At 59.2% G+C, this 22,601-nt stretch carries 22 protein-coding genes and 1 tRNA gene; 14 read left to right on the top strand and 9 right to left on the bottom strand.

Annotated elements, in window-relative coordinates; translation table 11 throughout:
- The first annotated feature begins 24 nt into the window (after window positions 1–24).
- The 3 genes from gcvH (at window position 25) to ACQUTI_RS17315 (ending at window position 4,239) form a co-directional block, all read left to right on the top strand.
- Complete coding sequence (gcvH, locus tag ACQUTI_RS17325) at window positions 25–414, top strand: glycine cleavage system protein GcvH (RefSeq protein WP_002916479.1); 390 nt, start codon at window positions 25–27, stop codon at window positions 412–414.
- A 145-nt stretch (window positions 415–559) separates the two neighbouring features.
- Window positions 560–3,433 (top strand): aminomethyl-transferring glycine dehydrogenase, encoded by a 2,874-nt coding sequence (gene gcvP, locus ACQUTI_RS17320; RefSeq protein ID WP_428923332.1) that lies wholly within the window; start codon window positions 560–562, stop codon window positions 3,431–3,433.
- Window positions 3,434–3,495: 62 nt separating this feature from the next.
- On the top strand, window positions 3,496–4,239 hold the full coding sequence (locus ACQUTI_RS17315) for an SDR family oxidoreductase (RefSeq protein WP_064187790.1): 744 nt from the start codon (window positions 3,496–3,498) through the stop codon (window positions 4,237–4,239).
- 194 nt (window positions 4,240–4,433) lie between these two features.
- Here the strand turns inward: ACQUTI_RS17315 and ACQUTI_RS17310 are convergent, their stop codons facing one another.
- The 6 genes from ACQUTI_RS17310 to ACQUTI_RS17285 all read right to left on the bottom strand — a co-directional run bounded on the left by ACQUTI_RS17310 (window position 4,434) and on the right by ACQUTI_RS17285 (window position 10,363).
- Window positions 4,434–4,937, bottom strand: a complete 504-nt coding sequence (locus tag ACQUTI_RS17310) for a protein disulfide oxidoreductase (RefSeq protein ID WP_004205308.1) — start codon at window positions 4,935–4,937, stop codon at window positions 4,434–4,436.
- Complete coding sequence (locus ACQUTI_RS17305) at window positions 4,927–5,538, bottom strand: DsbA family protein (RefSeq protein WP_017899795.1); 612 nt, start codon at window positions 5,536–5,538, stop codon at window positions 4,927–4,929. The genes ACQUTI_RS17310 and ACQUTI_RS17305 overlap by 11 nt, the downstream gene beginning before the upstream one ends.
- Before the next feature lies 1 nt (window position 5,539).
- Window positions 5,540–7,549 carry a protein-disulfide reductase DsbD family protein gene (locus tag ACQUTI_RS17300; protein WP_004205310.1) on the bottom strand — a complete coding sequence of 670 codons (2,010 nt, stop codon included), beginning with the start codon at window positions 7,547–7,549 and terminating at the stop codon, window positions 5,540–5,542.
- A 49-nt stretch (window positions 7,550–7,598) separates the two neighbouring features.
- Window positions 7,599–7,958, bottom strand: coding sequence for a hypothetical protein (locus ACQUTI_RS17295; protein WP_017899797.1), 360 nt, complete (start codon window positions 7,956–7,958; stop codon window positions 7,599–7,601).
- A gap of 124 nt (window positions 7,959–8,082) precedes the next feature.
- On the bottom strand, window positions 8,083–9,516 hold the full coding sequence (gene bglA, locus ACQUTI_RS17290; RefSeq protein ID WP_004205314.1) for a 6-phospho-beta-glucosidase BglA: 1,434 nt from the start codon (window positions 9,514–9,516) through the stop codon (window positions 8,083–8,085).
- 118 nt (window positions 9,517–9,634) lie between these two features.
- Window positions 9,635–10,363: a MurR/RpiR family transcriptional regulator gene (locus ACQUTI_RS17285; protein WP_004205316.1), complete on the bottom strand. Its 729-nt coding sequence runs from the start codon at window positions 10,361–10,363 to the stop codon at window positions 9,635–9,637.
- A gap of 49 nt (window positions 10,364–10,412) precedes the next feature.
- Between ACQUTI_RS17285 and yqfB the strand changes: the two genes are divergently transcribed.
- Together yqfB and trhA are read left to right on the top strand one after the other, a co-directional pair.
- Window positions 10,413–10,724: a N(4)-acetylcytidine aminohydrolase gene (gene yqfB / locus ACQUTI_RS17280; RefSeq protein ID WP_004205318.1), complete on the top strand. Its 312-nt coding sequence runs from the start codon at window positions 10,413–10,415 to the stop codon at window positions 10,722–10,724.
- A gap of 162 nt (window positions 10,725–10,886) precedes the next feature.
- A complete protein-coding gene (gene trhA / locus ACQUTI_RS17275) occupies window positions 10,887–11,546 on the top strand; it encodes a PAQR family membrane homeostasis protein TrhA (RefSeq protein WP_004205319.1) in 660 nt (219 codons plus the stop codon).
- Between the two features lie 98 nt (window positions 11,547–11,644).
- On the opposite strand, the gene ygfZ is transcribed toward trhA, so the two are convergent.
- Complete coding sequence (gene ygfZ, locus ACQUTI_RS17270; RefSeq protein ID WP_122542307.1) at window positions 11,645–12,628, bottom strand: tRNA-modifying protein YgfZ; 984 nt, start codon at window positions 12,626–12,628, stop codon at window positions 11,645–11,647.
- Between the two features lie 245 nt (window positions 12,629–12,873).
- Here ygfZ and sdhE point away from each other — a divergent pair, with 245 nt between their 5' ends.
- Complete coding sequence (gene sdhE, locus ACQUTI_RS17265) at window positions 12,874–13,140, top strand: FAD assembly factor SdhE (RefSeq protein ID WP_002916312.1); 267 nt, start codon at window positions 12,874–12,876, stop codon at window positions 13,138–13,140.
- On the top strand, window positions 13,121–13,531 hold the full coding sequence (locus ACQUTI_RS17260) for a protein YgfX (RefSeq protein ID WP_004205323.1): 411 nt from the start codon (window positions 13,121–13,123) through the stop codon (window positions 13,529–13,531). Before sdhE ends, ACQUTI_RS17260 begins: the two co-directional genes overlap by 20 nt.
- Window positions 13,532–13,537: 6 nt before the next feature.
- Here the strand turns inward: ACQUTI_RS17260 and fldB are convergent, their stop codons facing one another.
- Window positions 13,538–14,059, bottom strand: coding sequence for a flavodoxin FldB (gene fldB, locus ACQUTI_RS17255; protein WP_004205324.1), 522 nt, complete (start codon window positions 14,057–14,059; stop codon window positions 13,538–13,540).
- A gap of 100 nt (window positions 14,060–14,159) precedes the next feature.
- Between fldB and xerD the strand changes: the two genes are divergently transcribed.
- The 5 genes from xerD (at window position 14,160) to lysS (ending at window position 20,242) form a co-directional block, all read left to right on the top strand.
- The gene (xerD, locus tag ACQUTI_RS17250; RefSeq protein WP_004144729.1) at window positions 14,160–15,056 is read left to right on the top strand and encodes a site-specific tyrosine recombinase XerD; all 897 of its coding nucleotides are present in this window, start codon (window positions 14,160–14,162) and stop codon (window positions 15,054–15,056) included.
- Window positions 15,057–15,078: 22 nt separating this feature from the next.
- Window positions 15,079–15,792, top strand: coding sequence for a bifunctional protein-disulfide isomerase/oxidoreductase DsbC (gene dsbC / locus ACQUTI_RS17245; protein WP_004205326.1), 714 nt, complete (start codon window positions 15,079–15,081; stop codon window positions 15,790–15,792).
- Between the two features lie 5 nt (window positions 15,793–15,797).
- The gene (gene recJ, locus ACQUTI_RS17240) at window positions 15,798–17,531 is read left to right on the top strand and encodes a single-stranded-DNA-specific exonuclease RecJ (protein ID WP_004205327.1); all 1,734 of its coding nucleotides are present in this window, start codon (window positions 15,798–15,800) and stop codon (window positions 17,529–17,531) included.
- A gap of 85 nt (window positions 17,532–17,616) precedes the next feature.
- Window positions 17,617–18,715 (top strand): peptide chain release factor 2 gene (gene prfB / locus ACQUTI_RS17235; protein WP_095858446.1). Its coding sequence is split into 2 segments (ribosomal slippage): window positions 17,617–17,691 and window positions 17,693–18,715, totalling 1,098 coding nucleotides; the frame shifts between segments, so codons are not numbered across the junction.
- A gap of 9 nt (window positions 18,716–18,724) precedes the next feature.
- Window positions 18,725–20,242: a lysine--tRNA ligase gene (gene lysS, locus ACQUTI_RS17230; protein ID WP_002916299.1), complete on the top strand. Its 1,518-nt coding sequence runs from the start codon at window positions 18,725–18,727 to the stop codon at window positions 20,240–20,242.
- A gap of 247 nt (window positions 20,243–20,489) precedes the next feature.
- Here lysS and idi read toward each other — a convergent pair whose 3' ends face one another.
- Window positions 20,490–21,044, bottom strand: a complete 555-nt coding sequence (gene idi, locus ACQUTI_RS17225) for an isopentenyl-diphosphate Delta-isomerase (RefSeq protein ID WP_004205328.1) — start codon at window positions 21,042–21,044, stop codon at window positions 20,490–20,492.
- Window positions 21,045–21,358: 314 nt separating this feature from the next.
- Between idi and actS the strand changes: the two genes are divergently transcribed.
- Window positions 21,359–22,072, top strand: coding sequence for an amidase activator ActS (actS, locus tag ACQUTI_RS17220; protein WP_017899801.1), 714 nt, complete (start codon window positions 21,359–21,361; stop codon window positions 22,070–22,072).
- 80 nt (window positions 22,073–22,152) lie between these two features.
- Window positions 22,153–22,226: transfer RNA gene (locus tag ACQUTI_RS17215), tRNA-Gly, on the top strand.
- The last annotated feature ends 375 nt before the right edge of the window (window positions 22,227–22,601 follow it).

The following is a 22,601-nucleotide window of genomic DNA, read 5'->3' as shown; positions in this document are numbered from 1 at the left end:
TTTCCCTTTTTTGGAGATGAATTGATGAGCAACGTACCAGCAGAACTGAAATACAGCAAAGAACACGAATGGCTGCGTAAAGAAGCGGACGGCACCTATACCGTCGGGATCACCGAGCATGCGCAGGAGCTGCTGGGCGATATGGTATTCGTTGATCTGCCGGAAGTGGGCGCCACCGTCGAAGCGGGCGCCGATTGCGCGGTTGCCGAATCCGTGAAAGCGGCTTCCGATATTTATGCCCCGATTAGCGGTGAAATCGTTGCCGTTAACGAAGAGCTGAACGACTCGCCGGAACTGGTCAACAGCGACCCGTACACCGACGGCTGGATCTTCAAGATCAAAGCCAGCGACGAAGCGCAGGTTGCCGCGCTGCTGGATGCCGCCGCCTATGAAGCTCTTTTAGAAGACGAATAAATACGCGTCATCCTTCACGCTGCAGGGGCGTTGGCTTCCTGCCGCGCGAATGATTTTGCGTATTCCGGCCCGGTAAGCATCAGCGCTTGCCGGGCAAACCAGTCAGACAATCACGATTCACCGCACGTTTCAGGAACCATCGCTCATGACTCAGACTTTAAGTCAGCTTGAAAACCGCGACGCCTTTATTGAACGTCACATTGGCCCGGACGCTCAGCAGCAGCAAGAGATGCTGAAGACCGTCGGCGCGGATTCGCTTAACGCCCTGATCGGCCAGATTGTGCCGCAGGATATCCAGCTGGCGACCCCACCGCAGGTGGGCGACGCGACAACCGAATTCGCCGCGCTGGCAGAGCTGAAGGCGATCGCCGGTCGCAACAAGCGCTTCAAGTCTTACATCGGCATGGGCTACACCGCCGTGCAGCTGCCGCCGGTTATTCAGCGCAACATGCTGGAAAATCCGGGCTGGTATACCGCCTATACCCCTTACCAGCCGGAAGTCTCCCAGGGCCGCCTGGAATCGCTGCTCAACTTCCAGCAGGTCACTCTCGATCTCACCGGGCTGGATATCGCTTCCGCTTCGCTGCTCGATGAAGCGACCGCCGCCGCCGAAGCGATGGCGATGGCCAAACGCGTCAGCAAACTGAAAAACGCCAACCGCTTCTTCGTTGCCGCCGATGTCCATCCGCAAACCCTGGACGTGGTGCGCACCCGTGCGGAAACCTTCGGCTTCGACGTGATCGTCGATGACGCCGACAAAGTGCTCGATCACCAGGATGTCTTCGGTGTGCTGCTGCAGCAGGTGGGCACCACCGGCGAAATCCACGATTACAGCAAACTGATCGCCGAGCTGAAAGCGCGCAAAGTGATAGTCAGCGTCGCCGCCGACTTTATGGCGCTGGTGCTGCTGACGGCTCCGGGCAAGCAGGGCGCGGATATCGTCTTCGGCTCCGCCCAACGCTTCGGCGTGCCGATGGGCTACGGCGGCCCACACGCGGCCTTCTTCGCAGCGAAATATGAATTCAAACGCTCCATGCCGGGCCGGATTATCGGCGTATCGAAAGATGCGGCGGGTAACACCGCGCTGCGCATGGCGATGCAGACTCGCGAACAGCACATCCGCCGCGAGAAAGCGAACTCCAACATTTGTACCTCGCAGGTGCTGCTGGCCAACATCGCCAGCTTGTACGCGGTTTTCCACGGCCCGGCGGGTCTGAAACGTATCGCAGGCCGCATTCATCGCCTGACCGACATTCTGGCCGACGGCCTGCAGAAGAAAGGGCTGAAGCTGCGCCATGCGCACTACTTCGACACCCTGTGCGTGGAAGTGGCGGATAAAGCCGCGGTGCTGGCGCGTGCCGAAGCCCTGCAGATTAACCTGCGCAGCGATATTCACGGCGCGGTGGGCATTACGCTCGACGAAGCAACCACCCGCGAAGACGTGCTCAACCTGTTCCGCGCCATCGTCGGCGACGATCATGGTCTGGACATTGATACCCTGGATAAAGACGTGGCGCTGGACAGCCGTTCCATCCCGGCGGCGATGCTGCGCGACGATGCGATCCTCACCCATCCGGTGTTCAACCGCTACCACAGCGAGACCGAGATGATGCGCTACATGCACGCCCTGGAGCGTAAAGATCTGGCGCTGAACCAGGCGATGATCCCGCTGGGTTCCTGCACCATGAAGCTGAACGCCGCGGCGGAGATGATCCCGATCACCTGGCCGGAATTCGCTGAGCTGCACCCGTTCTGCCCGGTCGAGCAGGCGGAAGGGTATCACCAGATGATCGCCCAGCTCTCCGACTGGCTGGTGAAACTGACCGGCTATGACGCCGTCTGCATGCAGCCGAACTCCGGCGCGCAGGGCGAATATGCTGGCCTGCTGGCGATTCGCCACTATCACGAGAGCCGCGACGAAGGCCATCGCGATATCTGCCTGATCCCAAGCTCCGCGCACGGCACCAACCCGGCTTCCGCGCAGATGGCGGGTATGCAGGTGGTGGTGGTTGCGTGCGACAAAAACGGCAATATCGATCTCGCTGACCTGCGTGAAAAAGCAGAGCAGGCGGGGACGAATCTCTCCTGCATCATGGTCACCTATCCGTCGACCCACGGCGTATATGAAGAGACCATTCGCGAAGTGTGCGAGATCGTGCACCAGTTCGGCGGCCAGGTTTACCTTGACGGCGCTAACATGAACGCCCAGGTCGGGATCACCTCTCCGGGCTTTATCGGCGCCGACGTTTCGCACCTCAACCTGCATAAAACGTTCTGCATTCCGCACGGCGGCGGCGGCCCGGGTATGGGCCCAATCGGCGTGAAAGCGCACCTGGCGCCGTTCGTGCCGGGTCACAGCGTGGTGCAGATTGAAGGGATGCTGACCCGTCAGGGCGCGGTTTCCGCCGCGCCGTTCGGCAGCGCGTCCATCCTGCCGATCAGCTGGATGTATATTCGCATGATGGGCGCGGAAGGGCTGAAGCAGGCGAGCCAGAACGCGATCCTTAACGCCAACTACATCGCCACCCGTCTGAAAGACGCCTACCCGGTGCTCTACACCGGTCGCGATGGTCGCGTGGCGCACGAATGTATTCTCGATATTCGTCCGCTGAAAGAAGAGACCGGCATTAGCGAACTGGATATCGCCAAGCGCCTGATCGACTTTGGCTTCCATGCGCCGACCATGTCCTTCCCGGTTGCCGGTACGCTGATGGTTGAGCCGACGGAATCGGAAAGCAAGGTGGAGCTGGACCGCTTTATCGACGCGATGCTGGCGATCCGCGCGGAAATCGACCGCGTCAAAGCCGGTGAATGGCCGCTGGAAGACAACCCGCTGGTGAACGCACCGCACACCCAGGGCGAGCTGGTGGGCGAGTGGAACCATCCGTACAGCCGCGAGCTGGCGGTATTCCCGGCTGGGTTGCACAACAAGTACTGGCCGACGGTGAAACGTCTGGATGATGTCTACGGCGACCGCAACCTGTTCTGCTCCTGCGTACCGATGAGCGAATACCAGTAAGTTTGCGTTTTAGCTAAACTTTTAAAGGCGCTGCGGCGCCTTTATTTTTTTGGAGGGAAGGTATGGGAATAGCTCTTATTAGCGGCTCGAGCCGCGGCATAGGCCGGGCGACGGCGCTGCTGCTGGCGCAGGAAGGGTATACCGTGGCGGTCAATTACCATCACAACATTAACGCCGCCACCGAGGTGGTGAATACCATTTTGGCGTCTGGCGGCAAAGCCACGGCGCTGCGGGCGGACATCAGCGATGAAGCGCAGGTGATGGCGATGTTTGAGGCGATTGACCGCATGGGCGAGCCGCTGACGGCGCTGGTCAACAACGCCGGGATCCTCTTTACCCAGTGTACGGTGGAGAGCCTGAGCGCCGAGCGCATTAACCGCGTGCTGGCGACCAACGTCACCGGCTATTTCCTCTGCTGCCGCGAGGCGGTCAAGCGCATGGCGCATCGGCATGGCGGTAAGGGCGGGGCGATAGTTAACGTGTCGTCGGCGGCCTCGCGCCTTGGCGCGCCGGGAGAGTACGTTGACTATGCCGCGTCGAAAGGGGCGGTGGATACCCTGACCACCGGGCTGGCGCTGGAGGTGGCGGCGCAGGGGATCCGGGTCAACGGCGTCCGTCCGGGGCTGATTTATACCGAAATGCACGCCTCCGGGGGTGAACCGGGGCGCGTGGATCGAGTGAAAGGTTCGCTACCGATGCAGCGCGGCGGCCAGCCGGAAGAGGTCGCTCAGGCCATTGCCTGGCTGCTGAGCGACAAAGCGTCGTATGTAACGGGTAGCTTCCTTGAACTGGCGGGCGGGAAATAACCCGTAGATGTCTATTGCCCGGCGGCGCTGCGCTTGCCGGCCCTACGGGGTCAAAGCCGAATGGTAGGCCGGGTAAGGCGTAGCCGCCACCCGGCATAAAAACCGCTAAAGCCCGACGGTCTAACAGGAGGCCGGCCACAGCCTCAGTACCCGTAGCCCGGCTAAGCGCAGCGCGAGCCGGGTAACCCGGCGGCCTACCAGGAGGCCAGCCACAGCCGCAGGCGCATTCCCCAACTGCTGGTCCAGCCGGTGGTAACCGACTTCACCTCGCCTCGATAAATCACCACCAGCGTTGGCGTCACCCGAATATCCCACTGCCGCGCCAGCTGGCCGCTCGGGTCATTTACCGTCGGCAGCGTCAGTTTCTTTCTGGCAAGCCACGTCTCCAGCGCGGCGTTATCGCCGGAGCGCAGGGCCACCGTCAGCACATTGCCGCCGTCGGCGGCAAGCGATGCCACCGACGGCGTGGTGTAGCGACAAACTCCGCACCAGGTGGCCCAAACGTACAGCAGCAGCGGCTTTTGCTGGCTCATGGCGTTCAGATCCACCGTCCTGCCGTCGAGGGCGTGCAGCGATGTGGCGCTGACGTTTTGCGGCAGCGCGGGCTGGCGAAAATAATCCACCGCCAGGCTCACCGCCGCGCCAATCAGCAGCCACACCGCCAGCTCGCGCAGCCAGCGCCTGATTTTACTGGCCACGGGCTTTCGCCAGCTGCTCTTTCACCAGCCCCTCCAGCTCATCAGCAGGGATCGCGCCGGCCACCATCTGATCGCCGATGATGGTCGCCGGGGTGCCCTGAATATTCAGCACCTGCGACAAAATCAGGTTCATCTTCAGCGAATCCATGGTCTTGTCATCGATATTTACACTATCGGTGGCGGTTTTCTTCTGCGCCGCGGCGATGCTGGCGTCATCGTGATAGCCTTTTTTCGCCATCAGCCGCTGATGCAGCGCCCAGAACTTATCGGGCTGCTGGCGCCAGGTCGATAGCGCCGCTTTGGCGGCATTGACCGAACTTTGCCCCTTGAACGGCAGCAGCTTAACGATCAGCTGAATGTCCGGGTTATCGTGGACGATTTTTTCCAGCAGCGGATCAAACTGTTTGCAGTAAGGGCAGTTGTAATCGGTAAACGAGACGATCGTCAGTTTTGGCGCTTTCGCGCCGGTGCGCGGGCTGTTCGGATCGTTAAACAGCAGCTGCGCCAGCTGGTCATTAGCGTTTGCTTGTGGTTCTTCCGCCGGGGCGGCGAAGCTGAAGGCGGATATGCACAGCAGCAATAAGGCGGTGATAGCTCTCATGTTATTTTCCTTGGGCGACGGACAGGGTGGCGAGAAGGTGTTCGCGATCTAACAGCGCAGGCAGGATCTCTCCCTGCGGCAATCCCGGTCCGTAAATCTGGTTAAACGGCACCGCAGCGCTGCCGCGAGTGGTTAAAAACTGACTAATCGTGGCGGAGGGTCGGCTCCAGTCGCCGCGCAGGGCGACCACGTCCGGCGCTAACAGCGCCTGCTGGACGTCATCGCGCAGCAGCACGTTGTATTTATTGGCTTTACAGGTCACGCACCAGTCGGCGGTGACATCAATAAACACCCGCTTATGTTCCGCCAGGGCGCTGGCGATAGCCTGCTCGCTGAGCGGCTGCCAGTTAACCCGGTCGCGGCGCGGGCCCTCGCCGTCAGATCGGGAGACTAAGGCGACGGCGCCCGCCACTACGATGGCCAGGGCGCCCGCGCGCAGCGCCGTCCGCCAGCGGTAGCGCCAGGCGGTGGCCAGCAGCAGGGCGATGGCCAGAATTACCAGCAGGGTAAGCACCGGCGTACGGCCGATGTGGATCGTCAGCAGGCTGACCAGCCATAGCGCTGAACCAAGCATCATTAGCCCCAGCAGTACGCGCAGATGATTCATCCAGCGGCCGGGACGTGGCAGTCGTTGCGCCAGCCCCGGCCAGGCAACGATCAGCAGCCACGGCAGGCTCATGCCGATCCCCATGGCGAAGAAAATGCCCCACAGCAGCGGCAGGGGGGCCACCAGCGCCACCGACACGGCGGTGCCAAGGAACGGCGCGGTGCAGGGGGTCGCCAGCAGGGTGGCGAAGGCGCCCTGCCAGAAATGGCCCATTAAGCCGTTGCCGCCGCGGGTGGCGAGGAAGGTGCTGGCGCTGGAGGAGAGGCGGATTTCGAACAGCCCCAGCAGACTGGCGCTGAACAGGATCATCACCAGCGCCATGGCGCCGATAAACCACGGGCTCTGGAACTGGATCCCCCAGCCGAGCGCCTGATTCCCCAGGCGTAGCGCGGTCATCATCAGCGCCAGCGCCAGGAACGAGACGACGATCCCGCACGCCGAGGCGAGGAACTGTCGGCGTACCGCGCCGCGTTCGCGATGTTCGGTTTGCACCAGCGAGCCGAGCTTCATGGCCAGCACTGGCAGCACGCAAGGCATCACATTGAGGATAAGCCCCCCGGCCAACGCCATCAGCAGCACCCAGCCTAACGTCAGCTCCGGCGCGGCGCTGCCGGCGCTGATGGCGATCTGGCTTTCCTGCGCCTGGCCGCTATCCGCCAGCACCAGCGACAAGGTTTTACCGCGCAGATCCGGTGCCGCTTCGCCCCAGCTATCGGTGACCGGTATGGTGGCGGTCAGCGTATCGCCGCGGCTGGTAAAGCTCGGCTTGCCGAAATCGACATCCTCCATGCTGTCGATAAACAGCGCTGGCTGCTGCCAGCCGGCATCGCGGCGAGCGGTCACCGTCAGTTTGCCGCTGACGTAGCTGGCGGTCAGCTGCGAAGTCAGACCATCGCCCAGCGGCAGCGTGCCCATCGCGCGGGTGAAATCGTAGCCAAAACCCTCCCCTGGCGGGGCCGTCATATCCAGCGAAAAGGGATAGTCAGTAAGAATGCAGACATTGCTGCAGGTGGATAACGTCAGTACGCCGCTGAGCGTCGGTGGTATCTTCCCGCGCAGCGTCATCGGGAAGCTGACGTCACCGTGATAGCCCTGAGTGGAAATGCCCGCGACGTCGAAGCGCTGCGGCGTCGGCCAGCGCCAGTCAACCTCCAGCGGCGTGTGCCAGGCGATAGCCGGCGCGATGCCGCCTTCCCCCGGCGAGCGCCAGTAGGTTTTCCAGCCCTTTTCCAGCGCCACGTCTAAAAGCAGGCGGGTATCGCCATTGCTCTCGGTTTGCGCCCGCAGGCGGACGCTGGCGTGTTGATTGTCGGCGGCGCGTAGCCAGCCGCTGTCGGCGGCCTGACTGACGGGCAGCCATAGCCAAAGCAGGCAGACCAGTAGTCGCCTGAATAACATAGACATAAATTTGCTCCATAAATGATGAATTAACCTGAACTGTCAGGAAAATCAGTCACTCACGGAAGACGCATAATCGCAGATGCACCCGCAATCGGGGCGGGGAGATAACGCGGGGAGGCCACTGGCGCTCGATACGCGGCGGGATCGCCGCCAGCACCGCCAGCAGCAGGGTGATAGCCAGCAGCGCCCCTTCAAACAGCATCGGCGGGACGGCCATCAGCGACTTGGCGCTGAGTTCGCACGGCGTGACCGGCGCGTCGGCTTTATCCTGGGTTTGCTGTAGTGACGGGCTGTCGGCGGTGAGGTTCATGACCAGCGCGTGCATCCCGGCCATTCGCTGGGCGGTGCAGACCAGCACCACCAGACAGGCCAGGAGGACAAAAAGAATGGCTTTGCGTTGTCGCTTAATCATGAGCGCCTCAAATATTCACGAGGCCTATCTTATCGGGCGAACGCGTTTTGGCAATGGTAAAGCTGTAAAGAAGTGTCTGGCAGATAAGCGATTTGCCCTCTCCCGGCCGGGAGAGGGCGGTCAATTACAGATTCTCGCCGTTGCTGGCGATGACTTCTTTGTACCAGTTAAAGCTCTTCTTGCGCGAGCGGGACATGTCGCCGGTGCCGTCGTCGTGTTTGTTGACGTAGATGAAGCCGTAGCGTTTGCTGTACTGCCCGGTAGTGAAGGAGACGCAGTCGATGCAGCCCCATGGGGTATAGCCCATCAGATCGACGCCGTCATAAGTGACCGCTTTGATCATCTCTTCGATGTGGGCGCGCAGATAGTCGATGCGGTAGTCATCGTTGATGCTGCCGTCGGCTTCGACTTTATCGTAGGCGCCAAAGCCGTTCTCGACGATAAACAGCGGCTTCTGGTAGCGCTCATACAGTTCACACAGGGAATAGCGCAGACCGACCGGGTCAATCTGCCAGCCCCAGTCGGAGGCTTTGACGTGCGGGTTCGGCACGCTGCCTTCGAAGCCGGAAATGGCGTCGCCGGTGCCGCCTTCGGCTTTCACCGCGTTGGTCATGTAGTAGCTGAAGCCGAGGTAAGCGCAAGTGCCTTCGCGCAGGATCTGCGCATCGCCATCTTCCATCTTGATGTTGAAGCCGCGGCGCTCCCACTCATTCAGCACATAGCTCGGGTAGTAACCGCGCAGTTGGACGTCGGTAAAGACGTAGCGCTCGCGCATCGACTCCTGGGCAAACATGACATCTTCCGGTTTGCAGGAGTAAGGGTAGAGGGCGACCATCGCCAGCATGCAGCCGACCTGCATGTCCGGGTTGATGCGCCGCGCCGCTTTCACCGCCAGCGCGCTGGCGACGAACTGATGGTGCAGCACCTGGTACATGGTCTCTTCCGGATTGTCATGCTCGGTATAGACCACCCCGGAGCAGCAGTAGCCGAACAGCGGCGCGCGCCAGTTGCGCTGGTTGTTGATCTCGTTGAAGGTCATCCAGTATTTCACTTTGTGCTTATAGCGCTCGAAAACCACTTCGGCAAAGCGCACAAAGAAATCGACCACTTTGCGGTTGGTCCAGCCGCCGTACTGCTGCACCAGGTGCAGGGGCATCTCGAAGTGGGAGAGGGTGATCACCGGCTCGATGTTGTATTTCAGCAGCTCGTCGAACATGTCGTCGTAGAACTTCAGTCCCTCTTCATTCGGCTGGGTTTCGTCACCCTGCGGGAAGATGCGGGTCCAGGCGATGGAGGTGCGGAAGCATTTGAAGCCCATCTCGGCGAACAGTTTGATGTCTTCTTTGTAGCGGCCGTAGAAATCGACCGCTTGGTGGTTGGGGTAATATTTGCCGGCTTCCACCTGGTGGGTGATTTCACGCGGCACGCCGTGCGCCCCGCCGGTCAGCACGTCGCAGATGCTGGGGCCTTTGCCGCCCTGATCCCAGCCGCCTTCAACCTGATGCGCGGCAACCGCGCCGCCCCATAAAAAATCTTTCGGAAGGGTTAATTTTTTCATCCTGGCTAATCTCTCTAATAACTATTGCGCTCGAGTCTAGCAAAGTGAAATTGAATGTCACGATATAACAAATTCCGCCAAAGGTAATATGTTACATCAAAAAAACAGGCTGTTATTTTTAGCTGATTTTGCGCGCTAATTTACGTCCGAGGGATTCGAGAATATAGATCACTGGAATTTGCGTGGTAATATCGTAGACGCCGCCAATGCGGGTCTGCGGGACGTGCCAGGAGAGATTGAAATCGGCCAGTTTGGCCAGCCGCGAATGCTCGTGACTGGTAATCGACATCACCTTGCAATGATGCAGGCTGAACTGGCTGGCGAAACGCAGGATCTCTTCTGTTTCGCCGGAGACGGAAAGCACGATCGCCAGCGCGTTGCGGGCCATATCGTTGGTTACCGGAAAATAGGGGTCGTCAATATGGTTGCTGAATTTACCGACGTTGGAGAAGAAACGGGCGCCATATTTCGCCAGCGCGCCCGAGGTGCCGGCGCCGACAAAAATAATACGTTCTGAGGCGAGAATAATATCGACGGCCTGGTCTAGTAATCCATCGAACTCGTCATTATTAACGCTTTTAAAAAAGCTCATGATTTCACTGGCGCCGATATTTGCCTGTTGAGGCTCGTTCTGCTCAAGATATAATTTAAAACGTACGCGAAATTCAGAGTAGCCCTCGCACTGCAGTTTGCGGCAGAAGCGCAACACGGTGGTGGTGGAGACGCCGGCGGCTTCGGCCAGTTCGCGGATGGTCATGTACATCACTTTGTCGCGATTCTTTATGACGTAGTGGTAGACCATCATCTCAAGATTATTGAGACTGGCGACAGCGGCGTGGGAGAACATACTCACAGGGCGAACTCACAATTCATAATGACCAGGACGGAATTATATCATGCAGGCCAATGACATTACCTTTTTTCAGCGTTTTCAGAACGACATCCTCGCCGGGCGCAAAACCATTACTATTCGCGATGCGGCGGAGTCGCACTTTAAGGTCGGCGATGTGCTGCGCGTTGGGCGCTATGAAGACGACGGCTATTTTTGCACCATCGCCGTGACCGCGACCTCGACAGTGACCCTCGATACGCTGACTGAACAGCATGCTCAACAGGAGAATATGACCCTGGGGCAGCTGCGGCAGGTCATCAGCGACATCTATCCTGGCGAGAGCCAGTTTTATGTCATTGAATTCAAAACGCTTTAAGGTAAGCAGGAACAGCTGTGAGTTGAAATAAAAATTTAACCTTTTGATTTTAATGTATTTACAAATATACATCTTTTTATTTTAGCTAACAGGTGTTCACTGGAATCATTCTCAGTTACCCTAAGTGAGCAATGAAAGCGTTCTTGTTTTCAGGAGTCCAATATGGTGCGCAAACCATTAATCACTCAGGGATATTCTCTGGCAGAGGAAGTTGCCAACAGCATCAGCCACGGGATCGGGCTGGTGTTCGGTATCGTCGGGCTCGTGCTATTGCTGGTGCAGGCGGTGGACACCAACGCCAGCGCGACGGCGATCACCAGCTACAGCCTGTACGGCGGCAGCATGATTATGCTGTTCCTCGCCTCCACGCTCTATCACGCGATCCCGCATCAGCGGGCGAAACAGTGGCTGAAGAAATTCGACCACTGCGCTATCTACTTGTTAATCGCCGGGACCTATACGCCGTTTTTGCTGGTGGGGCTGAACTCGCCGCTGGCGAAGGGGCTGATGATCGTCATCTGGAGCCTGGCGCTGCTGGGGATCCTGTTTAAGCTGACCATCGCGCACCGCTTTAAAATTCTGTCGCTGGTGACCTATCTGACGATGGGCTGGCTGTCGCTTATTGTGGTCTATCAGCTGGCGGTGAAGCTGGCGGTGGGTGGCGTAACGCTGCTGGCGGTTGGCGGGGTGGTGTACTCACTGGGGGTCATCTTCTACGTCTGCAAACGTATTCCCTATAACCACGCTATCTGGCACGGCTTCGTGCTCGGCGGCAGCGTGTGTCACTTCCTGGCGATCTATCTTTACATCGGCCAGTCCTGATAAACATCCCACGGTGGCGCTGCGCTTACCGTGGCTACGATACTCTGCGGCCGGGTAGCCCGGCTAAGGCGCAAGCGCCGCAAGCCGGGAACTTTTCCTTAATCTTCTTCCAGCGAATACGGCAATGGTTTGATGCTCAGACTGCCGGCATCGTCGCGCACGCGGAACACGCTGTCCGGTTCCATGTCATTATTCATCACTACCTGGACCATCAGGCTTCCGTCATCCAACTGTACGGCTGCCAGCACCGTACCGGTGCGGCGCCAGTTGTCGCCCATCTTCAGCTCCAGGTCTTCCCCGGCTTCCGGCACCCGGCTGGCGGTACCTGACAGCGTCCACAGCGCGCGCTTATTGGCGCCGCGGTATTTCGCCCGCGCCACCATCTCCTGACCGGTGTAGCAGCCTTTTTTGAAGCTGATGCCGCCCAGCGCCTGCAGGTTGGTGGCCTGCGGAATGAACTGCCCGCTGTTGGCGCTGTCGATAACCGGTAGACCGGCTTCAATATTCAGCGCCAGCCACTGCTGGCTGTTGTTGAGCTGCGCTTCGCCGCGCAACGCGTCGGTGACGCGGTTGGCGGTGTCGACATCGGTCACCAGCAGGAAGCGCTCGCCCGGGTGTTCAAACCACAGCAGGCTGGTGGCGCCTTCGCTGACCACCGGAGTGGCGGCGTCGGGCAGAGCGGCGAACAGCGGCGCCAGCGCGGCGCGCGCCTGGAAGCCGGCCACCCCCAGCAGAACCAGATCGTCGTTGGCGGCGATGGTGACTTTGGAGAAGACGGCATATTTTTTCAGCTCGGTCAGCTGCGCGTCGCGCAGGCTGCGGCGTTCAATCCACGCGAAGCCGCCGTCGCGACGGAATACGCGCAGGTTGCTCCACATCTTGCCTTTGGCGTCACAGTGGGCGGCAAGCAGATGCTGAGCATCGGTGAGACTGCTCACATCGGCGGTAATCTGCCCCTGCAGATATTTTTCGCTGTCCGGTCCGCTAATTGTCGCCAGCGCCCAGTCATCCAGGGTCATCAGCGTTAACGGCAGACGAGCGGAAGAGGAAGGCTGACGCGGAGGAAAAGGTGTAAAAGCCATAGTCATATCCTGAATCGCTTAACGCAGTGTGTGTGACCAATGGTAAAAGAGCTATAGTGCATTGCAAGTGCTTTCAACAGGCCATTTGTGCGCTGACGTTTGGTGAAGGCCCGGCGCGGGAAAACAATAAGCCCATCATTATTTTATGGTTTTTATGGAAGGATGCTCGCATTCAGCGATATTCCTGTAAAGTTACGGCAGAAAACGGGTTAAACTAACCAATATTTTGCTGCTGGAAGGTCAACATGGACATTAACAATAAAGCTCGTATCCACTGGGCATGCCGCCGCGGGATGCGCGAACTCGACATCTCCATCATGCCGTTCTTTGAGTATGAGTACGATACCCTCAGCGACGCTGACAAACAGCTGTTCATTCGCCTGCTGGAAAATGACGATCCGGATCTATTCAACTGGCTGATGAACCATGGCAAACCGGCCGATGCGGAGCTGCAGCGGATGGTAACCTTAATTCAGACACGGAATCGGGAACGTGGTCCTGTGGCAATCTGATCTCCGTATCTCCTGGCGCGCGCAGTGGTTTTCTCTGCTGCTCCACGGCGTTGTGGCGGCGCTGGTGCTGCTGGTTCCCTGGCCGTTAAGCTACACCCCGATCTGGCTGCTGCTGCTGTCGCTGGTGGTCTTTGACTGTGTGCGCAGCCAGCGACGGATCCATGCCCGTCGCGGGGAGATAAAACTGCTCACCGATTCCCGGCTGCGCTGGCAAAACGCCGACTGGGAGATCCTCGGGACGCCGTGGGTTATCAATAGCGGTATGCTGCTGCGTTTGCGCCATGTCGATACCCGGCGCGGACAGCATCTTTGGCTGGCGGCGGACAGCATGGACGCCGGAGAGTGGCGCGATCTGCGCCGGCTGGTGCTGCAAAAACCGGCGCAGGAGTAAGCCGCGTCAGGAAAAGTGTTCGGCCATTTCGCCGAGGATCTGCTCGCACCAGCTCTGGATGCGCTCGTCGCTCAGGTCGTACTGGTTGGTTTCATCCAGCGCCAGGCCAACGAACAGTTGGCCATCCGCGATCACCGGTTTCGGGCTGGTGAACTCATAGCCTTCGGTTGGCCAGTAGCCGACAAACTTCACGCCTTTGGTCGCCAGCTTGTCATGCAGCATGCCCAGCGCGTCAAGGAACCATTCGCCGTAGCCCAACTGATCGCCCATGCCGTAGAGCGCGACGATTTTGCCCTCCAGGTCCAGGGTGTCCAGCTGGTCCCAGACCGCTTCCCAGTCTTCCTGAATTTCGCCGAAATCCCAGGTCGGGATGCCGAGGATCAGTACGTCGTACTGGCTCATCAGCGCGGGGGAGTCATCTTTCAGATTGTGCAGCGTCACCAGCTCGGGGCCGATGATATCGCGGATTTTCTCCGCGGCCATTTCGGTATAGCAGGTACTGGAGCCGTAAAACAGACCTATATTCATCGCGTAAACATCTCGATTCTTGCCGTGAATGGCGGGCAGTGTACCAGAAAGGCGTCCTCTTAAGGCATAATGAGAGCGTTTAACGAACAAAGAGGCCGATGTGAAACAGGATCTGGCACTAATCGAACAGTTTCTCGATGCCCTTTGGCTGGAGCGCAACCTGGCGGAGAATACGCTCAGCGCCTATCGTCGTGATTTGACGATGCTCGTGGAGTGGCTGCACCATCGCGGTCTGTCGCTGGCAAGCGTCGGCAGCGACGACCTGCAGGCGCTGCTGGCCGAGCGGCAGTCCGGCGGCTATAAAGCCACCAGCACCGCGCGCCTGCTGAGCGCTGTGCGTCGCTTCTTCCAGCATCTGTACCGGGAAAAAATTCGCCCGGACGACCCCAGCGCGCTGCTGGCCTCGCCAAAGCTGCCGCAGCGGCTGCCGAAGGATCTCAGTGAGGCGCAGGTTGAGCGTCTGCTGCAGGCCCCGCTGGTGGAGCAGCCGCTGGAATTGCGCGATAAAGCGATGCTGGAGGTGCTGTATGCCACCGGCCTGCGCGTTTCGGAGCTGGTGGGGCTGACGATGAGCGACATCAGCCTGCGACAGGGCGTGCTGCGGGTGGTGGGGAAAGGCAACAAAGAGCGGCTGGTGCCGCTGGGGGAAGAGGCGGTACTGTGGGTGGAAAATTACCTCGAGTATGGTCGCCCCTGGCTGCTGAACGGCGTGGCGTCGGATGTCTTATTTCCCAGTCAGCGCGCCCAGCAGATGACGCGCCAGACCTTCTGGCACCGGATTAAACACTATGCCGTGCTGGCGGGGATCGACAGCGAAAAGCTCTCCCCGCACGTGTTGCGCCATGCGTTCGCCACGCATTTGCTCAATCATGGCGCCGACCTGCGTGTGGTGCAGATGCTGTTAGGACACAGCGATCTCTCCACCACGCAGATTTACACCCACGTGGCGACCGAGCGTCTGCGACAACTTCATCAACAGCACCACCCGCGGGCGTGAGTGCTGAATAAAAGGACTGAGTATGAAAAAAGGTTTATTGATGTTCACCCTGCTGGCGGCTTCCCTTTCCGGGGCGGCGCATGCCGATAGCGCGGCAATTAAACAGTCGCTGGCGAAGCTGGGTGTACAGAGCACCGATATTCAACCGTCGCCGGTTTCCGGGATGAGCACGGTGCTGACCGACAGCGGCGTGCTGTATGTCACCGACGATGGCAAGCACATCATCCAGGGGCCGATGTACGACGTGAGCGGCGCGCAGCCGGTCAACGTCACTAACCAGCTGCTGCTGGGGAAGCTGAACGCGCTGAGCAACGAAATGATTGTCTACAAAGCGCCGAAGGAGCAACACGTCATTACCGTCTTCACCGACATCACCTGCGGTTATTGCCACAAGCTGCATGAGCAGATGAGCGACTACAACGCGCTGGGGATCACCGTGCGCTACCTGGCCTTCCCGCGCCAGGGACTGCAGAGCCAGGCGGAGCAGGACATGAAGGCCATCTGGTGCGCGAAAGATCGCAACCAAGCGCTGGATGACGCCATGAACGGCAAGGGCGTGCAGCCGGCGAGCTGCAGCGTGGATATCGCCAAACATTACACCCTCGGCGTGCAAATGGGCGTCAACGGCACCCCGGCGATGGTCCTCAGCAACGGCATGGTGCTGCCGGGCTATCAGGGGCCGAAAGAGCTGAAGGCGTTCCTCGACGAGCATAAAAAACAGACAAGCGGTAACTGATTCGCGTGAAACAACAGATACAACTACGCCGCCGCGAGGCGGTTGACGGCGTCGATTTACCCGCCGATCTGCCGCCGCTGCTGCAGCGGCTGTATGCCAGCCGCGGGGTGCGCAGCGCCCAGGAGCTGGAGCGCAGCGTCAAAGGCATGCTCCCCTGGACACAGCTCACCGGCGTTGAAAAAGCGGTCGGGATGCTGCACGACGCATTCCAGAAAGGGCTGCACATTGTCGTGGTCGGCGATTTTGACGCCGACGGCGCCACCAGCACCGCGCTCAGCGTGCTGGCCCTGCGCGCGCTGGGCTACGGCAACGTCTCCTACCTGGTGCCGAACCGTTTTGAAGACGGCTACGGCTTAAGCCCGGAAGTGGTCGATCAGGCTCACGCCCGCGGCGCGCAGATGATCATGACCGTCGACAATGGGATCTCGTCCCATGCCGGCGTCGATCATGCCCATGCCCTGGGGATCCCGGTGCTGGTGACCGATCACCACCTGCCGGGGGAGACGCTGCCGGCGGCGGAGGCCATCGTTAACCCTAACCTGCGCGATTGCGACTTCCCATCGAAATCGCTGGCCGGGGTGGGGGTGGCGTTCTATCTGATGCTGGCGCTGCGCACCTTTCTGCGTGATAACGGCTGGTTCGACGCCCGCGGCATCGCCGCGCCGAACCTTGCCGAGCTGCTGGATTTGGTGGCGCTTGGCACCGTTGCCGACGTCGTGCCGCTGGATGCTAACAACCGTATTCTCACCTGGCAGGGGTTAAGCCGCATTCGCGCCGGCAAGTGCCGGCCCGGCATTAAGGCGCTGCTGGAGATTGCCAACCGCGATCCGCAAAAGCTGGCGGCCAGCGACCTCGGTTTCGCCCTCGGGCCGCGCCTGAACGCGGCGGGACGGCTGGACGACATGTCGGTCGGCGTCGCGCTGCTGCTGTGCGATAACATCGGCGAAGCGCGCGTGTTAGCCAACGAGCTTGACGCGCTCAACCAGACGCGCAAAGAGATCGAGCAGGGGATGCAGGCGGAAGCGTTGACCCTGTGTCAACAGCTGGAACGCAGTAGCGACACCCTGCCCGGCGGGCTGGCGATGTACCATCCGCAGTGGCACCAGGGGGTGGTCGGCATCCTCGCCTCGCGAATTAAGGAACGTTTCCACCGACCGGTGATCGCCTTTGCGCCCACCGGCGACGGCACGCTGAAAGGCTCCGGCCGCTCCATTCAGGGGCTGCATATGCGCGATGCGCTGGAGCGCCTTGATACGCTCTATCCGGGGCTGATCCTGAAGTTCGGCGGCCACGCGATGGCGGCAGGATTATCGCTGGAAGAGGCGCGCTTTGAGGAGTTTCAGCAGCGCTTCGGCGAGCTGGTGACCGAGTGGCTGGATCCCGCGCTGTTGCAGGGCGAGGTGGTCTCCGACGGCCCGCTGACGGCGGCGGAGATGAGCATGGAAGTAGCGCAGATGCTGCGCGACGCCGGGCCGTGGGGACAGATGTTCCCGGAACCACTCTTTGACGGCCGTTTCCGTCTGCTGCAGCAGCGGCTGGTGGGCGAGCGTCACCTGAAGGTGATGGTCGAGCCAGTTGACGGCGGCCCCCTGCTGGACGGTATCGCCTTCAACGTGGATACTTCCATCTGGCCCGACAACGGCGTGCGCGAAGTCCAGTTAGCCTACAAGCTCGACATCAATGAGTTCCGCGGCAACCGCAGCCTGCAGCTGATCATCGATCACCTCTGGCCAAATTGACAACAGTGTATGAATAAGGGCGCGAATCCGGTAGAATTCCGCTCTTATCACCGCATTTTGACAAATCCATTAAAAGAAACCGACCATGTTTGAAATAAATCCGGTAAAAAACCGCATTCAGGACCTCACGGAGCGCTCCGACGTTCTTAGGGGGTATCTTTGACTACGATGCCAAGAAAGAGCGTCTCGAAGAAGTAAACGCCGAGCTGGAACAGCCGGACGTCTGGAACGAACCTGAACGCGCTCAGGCGCTGGGTAAAGAGCGTTCTTCCCTGGAAGCCATCGTAGATACCCTGGATCAGATGTCCCAGGGGCTGGAAGACGTTGCCGGCCTGCTGGATCTGGCCGTGGAAGCGGACGACGAAGAGACCTTCAACGAAGCCGTCGCCGAGCTGGATACGCTGGAAGAGAAGCTGGCGCAGCTTGAGTTCCGCCGCATGTTCTCCGGCGAATACGACAGCGCCGATTGCTACCTTGATATTCAGGCCGGTTCCGGCGGCACCGAAGCCCAGGACTGGGCCAGCATGCTGATGCGCATGTACCTGCGCTGGGCGGAAGCGCGCGGCTTTAAGACCGAAATCATCGAAGAATCCGAAGGTGAAGTCGCAGGGATTAAATCCGTGACCATCAAGATCATTGGTGATTACGCCTACGGCTGGCTGCGTACCGAAACCGGCGTTCATCGTCTGGTGCGTAAGAGCCCGTTCGATTCCGGCGGCCGCCGTCATACCTCCTTCAGCTCCGCGTTCGTTTACCCGGAAGTCGAAGACGATATCGATATCGAAATTAACCCGGCTGACCTGCGCATTGACGTATACCGCGCCTCCGGCGCCGGTGGGCAGCACGTTAACCGTACAGAATCCGCGGTGCGTATTACCCACATCCCGACCGGGTTGGTAACGCAGTGCCAGAACGACCGTTCGCAGCACAAAAACAAAGACCAGGCCATGAAGCAGATGAAAGCGAAGCTTTATGAGCTGGAGATGCAGAAGAAAAATGCCGAGAAGCAGGCGATGGAAGACAACAAGTCCGATATCGGCTGGGGCAGCCAGATCCGCTCTTACGTGTTGGATGACTCGCGTATTAAAGATCTGCGTACCGGGGTGGAAACCCGCAACACTCAGGCGGTGCTCGACGGCAGCCTGGACCAATTTATCGAAGCAAGTTTGAAAGCAGGGTTATGAGGAACCAACATGTCTGAACAACAAGCACAGGGCGCTGACGCGGCAATTGACCTTAATAATGAACTGAAAACCCGTCGCGAGAAGCTGGCTGCGCTGCGTGAGCAGGGCGTTGCTTTCCCGAACGATTTCCGTCGTGACCATACCTCTGACCAACTGCACGCTGACTTCGATGGCAAAGAAAACGAAGAGCTGGAAGCGCTGAACGTTGAAGTGGCCGTGGCTGGCCGCATGATGACCCGTCGTATCATGGGTAAAGCGTCCTTCGTCACCCTGCAGGACGTTGGCGGCCGCATCCAGCTGTACGTGGCGCGTGACGATCTGGCGGAAGGCGTTTACAACGACCAGTTCAAAAAATGGGACCTCGGCGACATCATTGCCGCCCGCGGTAAGCTGTTCAAGACCAAAACCGGTGAGTTGTCTATCCACTGCACCGAGCTGCGTCTGCTGACCAAAGCCCTGCGCCCGTTACCGGACAAGTTCCATGGCCTGCAGGATCAGGAAGCGCGCTATCGTCAGCGTTACCTCGACCTGATCTCCAACGATGAATCGCGCAAGACCTTCAAAGTGCGTTCGCAGATCCTGGCGGGCATCCGTCAGTTCATGGTTGGCCGCGGCTTTATGGAAGTGGAAACCCCGATGATGCAGGTGATCCCGGGCGGCGCTTCCGCGCGTCCGTTCATCACCCATCATAACGCGCTGGATCTGGACATGTACCTGCGTATCGCGCCGGAACTGTACCTCAAGCGTCTGGTGGTGGGCGGCTTCGAACGCGTCTTCGAGATCAACCGTAACTTCCGTAACGAAGGGATCTCCGTTCGTCATAACCCAGAGTTCACCATGATGGAACTCTACATGGCTTATGCGGATTACAAAGATCTGATTGAGCTGACCGAATCCCTGTTCCGCACCCTGGCGCAGGACATCCTCGGCAACACCGAAGTGCCTTACGGCGACCAGGTGTTCGACTTCGGCAAGCCGTTTGAAAAACTGACCATGCGCGAAGCGATCAAGAAATACCGTCCGGAAACCGAGATGGCGGATCTGGATAACTTCGATTCCGCGAAAGCGATCGCTGAGTCTATCGGCATCAAAGTGGAGAAGAGCTGGGGTCTGGGCCGTATCGTGACCGAGATCTTCGAAGAAGTGGCGGAAGCGCACCTGATTCAGCCAACCTTCATCACCGAATACCCGGCGGAAGTTTCTCCGCTGGCGCGCCGTAACGACGTGAACCCGGAAATCACCGACCGCTTTGAATTCTTCATTGGCGGCCGTGAGATCGGTAACGGCTTTAGCGAGCTGAACGACGCCGAAGACCAGGCGCAGCGCTTCCAGGATCAGGTTGATGCGAAAGCCGCAGGCGACGACGAAGCAATGTTCTACGATGAAGACTACGTGACCGCGCTGGAGCACGGCCTGCCTCCGACCGCCGGTCTGGGTATTGGTATCGACCGCATGGTGATGTTGTTCACTAACAGCCACACCATCCGCGACGTGATCCTCTTCCCGGCAATGCGTCCGCAGAAATAATCGCGTCTTGTGCATTGCAAAAAAACCCGGCTTGCCGGGTTTTTTTATGTCTGACGTGAGGTCTGAAGGCTGGCGTAACCCGACTCAGCGCAGGCCGGGGGCTCCCGGATAGCGGCGTAAACGCCTTATCCGGGCTACGCAACAGCGCAGAACCGTAGGCCTGTGCAAGCGTAGCGCCGCCAGGCAACGATGACCGTTATGGCGCCGCTTTTTACGCCGGGTGGTGGCGGCAGCGAGACGAGTCAGCTTACCCGCGCAGACGCGCAACAAAGTCGGTCAGCGCCTGGCGGGCGTCCCGATTTTCCGCTTCCAGCACCATCCACGGGCTAAACGCCCAGGGCGTGGCGGCCAGCGCGCTTAACATCGTTGCCAGGTCAACCCACTGATAATCCATGACTTCATCGTCATTAGGCTGCACTTCGCTCACCACGCGCGCGGCATACACCGGGCATACTTCGTTCTCAACGATGCCGTTTGGGGCGACCGCCCGGTAGCGGAAGGCCGGGTGAACCGGCGCGATATCGGCGATCTCCACGCCGAGTTCGAAGCGGCAGCGGCGCGTGACGGCCTGCTCGAAGGTCTCGCCCTGCTGGGGGTGTCCGCAGACCGAGTTGGTCCATACCCCGGGCCAGGCTTTTTTGCCCAACGAACGACGAGTGACCAGCAACTGACCCTGCTGGTTAAACAGCCAGCAGGAAAACGCGAGATGTAAAGGGGTATCAAGCGTATGGGCGGCATACTTCTCCAGCATACCGGCAGGCTGATCCTGCTCATCCAGTAAAATGACGTGTTCCCCGGCCATGACGACTCCTGAAAATAAAAAAAGACCCGGCACAAACCCGCCGGGTCATGTACTCAGGCCACTAGGTTAGCCCATAAATGGCAGAAAGGCATTACCAAAACAAGCCCTGGAGGCGGCTCTGTGAGCGGCCACCCGCATGTTGGGGAAGACCATCATGACGTGCGGCACCAACAGCAATCGCTGTTCGTCGCGGGCCATATCCGATGGCCAGGGGATATTGGTTTTGCCATCAGGGATGACGCCCTGCGCCGCGGACTGGTATGATATTCGCCCTGATTGCGAGGTAAGTGGTTGTGTTAAGTGCAGGATGCCTGATGATGAAACGCGTTTATATGACACTGATGCTGGTGGTAAGCCTGGCGCTGGCTGGCTGCTCCAGCACCTCCGATTCCGGTACGACCTACACCGTTAAACGCGGCGATACCCTGTATGGCATCTCCCGCACCACCGGCACCAGCGTTCGCGATCTGGCCCGCCTGAATAACATCTCCCCGCCTTACACCATTGAGGTGGGGCAGAAGCTGAAGCTTAACGGCAGCAGTTCAACGAAGACAACGAAGAAAAAATCTTCCTCTACGCGCACCGCGGCGGTCACGCCTTCGTCCGCAGTACCTCAGTCCTCCTGGCCGCCGGTGGGACAGCGCTGCTGGCGCTGGCCGACCAGCGGCAAAGTGGTCCTGCCTTATTCCACCGCCGATGGCGGCAATAAAGGCATTGATATCGCCGGAACCCGCGGTCAGCCGGTGTATGCCGCCGGGGCGGGCAAGGTGGTCTACGTCGGCAATCAGCTGCGCGGCTATGGCAATCTGATCATGATTAAGCACAGCGAGGATTACATCACCGCCTATGCCCACAACGATAAGCTAATGGTGAATAATGGCCAGAGCGTGAAGGCCGGCCAGCAAATTGCCACCATGGGCAGTACGGATGCCGACTCAGTGCGGCTGCATTTCCAGATCCGCTACCGGGCGACGGCCATCGATCCGCTGCGTTACCTGCCGCCGCAGGGAAGTAAACCTAAGTGCTAAAAGGTTATTTTATCGCCAGTCAGCATCCGGCAGGCTTGTCACAGGGTGCGTAAGGGCTATAATGCTTCTCGCACCTCTTCGCGGGCGTAGTTCAATGGTAGAACGAGAGCTTCCCAAGCTCTATACGAGGGTTCGATTCCCTTCGCCCGCTCCATGACCTTTCTTAAAGTATTCCAACTTACTGAATCCTAAGGGATACGGCTTTAAGCCTTCCGATAGTTTTACTCACTGTAACCAACACTGTAACCCTGTAGCGACCAAGCTACGTCCTTATGTTGACACAGTGAGCGGACCTAGGGTCTCAGTACATGCTCAATTCCTACACCTACCTTTACCAGCGTAACGGCGTCTACTATTTTCGCCTTCGAGTTAGACAATCAAACAATGATAGAATGACCTCAGTTTCATTAAGGACCAAGTGACCTGCCCCCAGAGTTAGATACAACCGTCAGTTAGTAAGGTCGGTTTGTTTACCTTCACATTTTCCATTTCGCCACCGTGCTGCAAACTCTGATGGCGTCTGATAATT

Origin of the sequence: Klebsiella sp. 7-CIP_Kleb. (assembly GCF_050378655.1) — a bacterium.
Classification (GTDB): domain Bacteria; phylum Pseudomonadota; class Gammaproteobacteria; order Enterobacterales; family Enterobacteriaceae; genus Klebsiella; species Klebsiella quasipneumoniae.
Note: the sequence above shows the minus strand (reverse complement) of the source record. Positions and strands in the feature narration are given on the sequence as shown.

Excerpts from the sequence above, each read along its gene's own strand:
- idi (WP_004205328.1), bottom strand. The coding sequence starts at position 21,044 with ATGGCCGGGGAACACGTCATTTTACTGGATGAGCAGGATCAGCCTGCC.
- ACQUTI_RS17300 (WP_004205310.1), bottom strand. The coding sequence starts at position 7,549 with ATGTCTATGTTATTCAGGCGACTACTGGTCTGCCTGCTTTGGCTATGG.
- ACQUTI_RS17295 (WP_017899797.1), bottom strand. The coding sequence starts at position 7,958 with ATGATTAAGCGACAACGCAAAGCCATTCTTTTTGTCCTCCTGGCCTGT.
- trhA (WP_004205319.1), top strand. The coding sequence starts at position 10,887 with ATGGTGCGCAAACCATTAATCACTCAGGGATATTCTCTGGCAGAGGAA.
- dsbC (WP_004205326.1), top strand. The coding sequence starts at position 15,079 with ATGAAAAAAGGTTTATTGATGTTCACCCTGCTGGCGGCTTCCCTTTCC.
- actS (WP_017899801.1), top strand. The coding sequence starts at position 21,359 with ATGATGAAACGCGTTTATATGACACTGATGCTGGTGGTAAGCCTGGCG.
- ACQUTI_RS17315 (WP_064187790.1), top strand. The coding sequence starts at position 3,496 with ATGGGAATAGCTCTTATTAGCGGCTCGAGCCGCGGCATAGGCCGGGCG.
- bglA (WP_004205314.1), bottom strand. The coding sequence starts at position 9,516 with ATGAAAAAATTAACCCTTCCGAAAGATTTTTTATGGGGCGGCGCGGTT.
- ygfZ (WP_122542307.1), bottom strand. The coding sequence starts at position 12,628 with ATGGCTTTTACACCTTTTCCTCCGCGTCAGCCTTCCTCTTCCGCTCGT.
- gcvH (WP_002916479.1), top strand. The coding sequence starts at position 25 with ATGAGCAACGTACCAGCAGAACTGAAATACAGCAAAGAACACGAATGG.
- yqfB (WP_004205318.1), top strand. The coding sequence starts at position 10,413 with ATGCAGGCCAATGACATTACCTTTTTTCAGCGTTTTCAGAACGACATC.
- ACQUTI_RS17285 (WP_004205316.1), bottom strand. The coding sequence starts at position 10,363 with ATGTTCTCCCACGCCGCTGTCGCCAGTCTCAATAATCTTGAGATGATG.
- gcvP (WP_428923332.1), top strand. The coding sequence starts at position 560 with ATGACTCAGACTTTAAGTCAGCTTGAAAACCGCGACGCCTTTATTGAA.
- sdhE (WP_002916312.1), top strand. The coding sequence starts at position 12,874 with ATGGACATTAACAATAAAGCTCGTATCCACTGGGCATGCCGCCGCGGG.
- lysS (WP_002916299.1), top strand. The coding sequence starts at position 18,725 with ATGTCTGAACAACAAGCACAGGGCGCTGACGCGGCAATTGACCTTAAT.
- ACQUTI_RS17305 (WP_017899795.1), bottom strand. The coding sequence starts at position 5,538 with ATGAGAGCTATCACCGCCTTATTGCTGCTGTGCATATCCGCCTTCAGC.
- fldB (WP_004205324.1), bottom strand. The coding sequence starts at position 14,059 with ATGAATATAGGTCTGTTTTACGGCTCCAGTACCTGCTATACCGAAATG.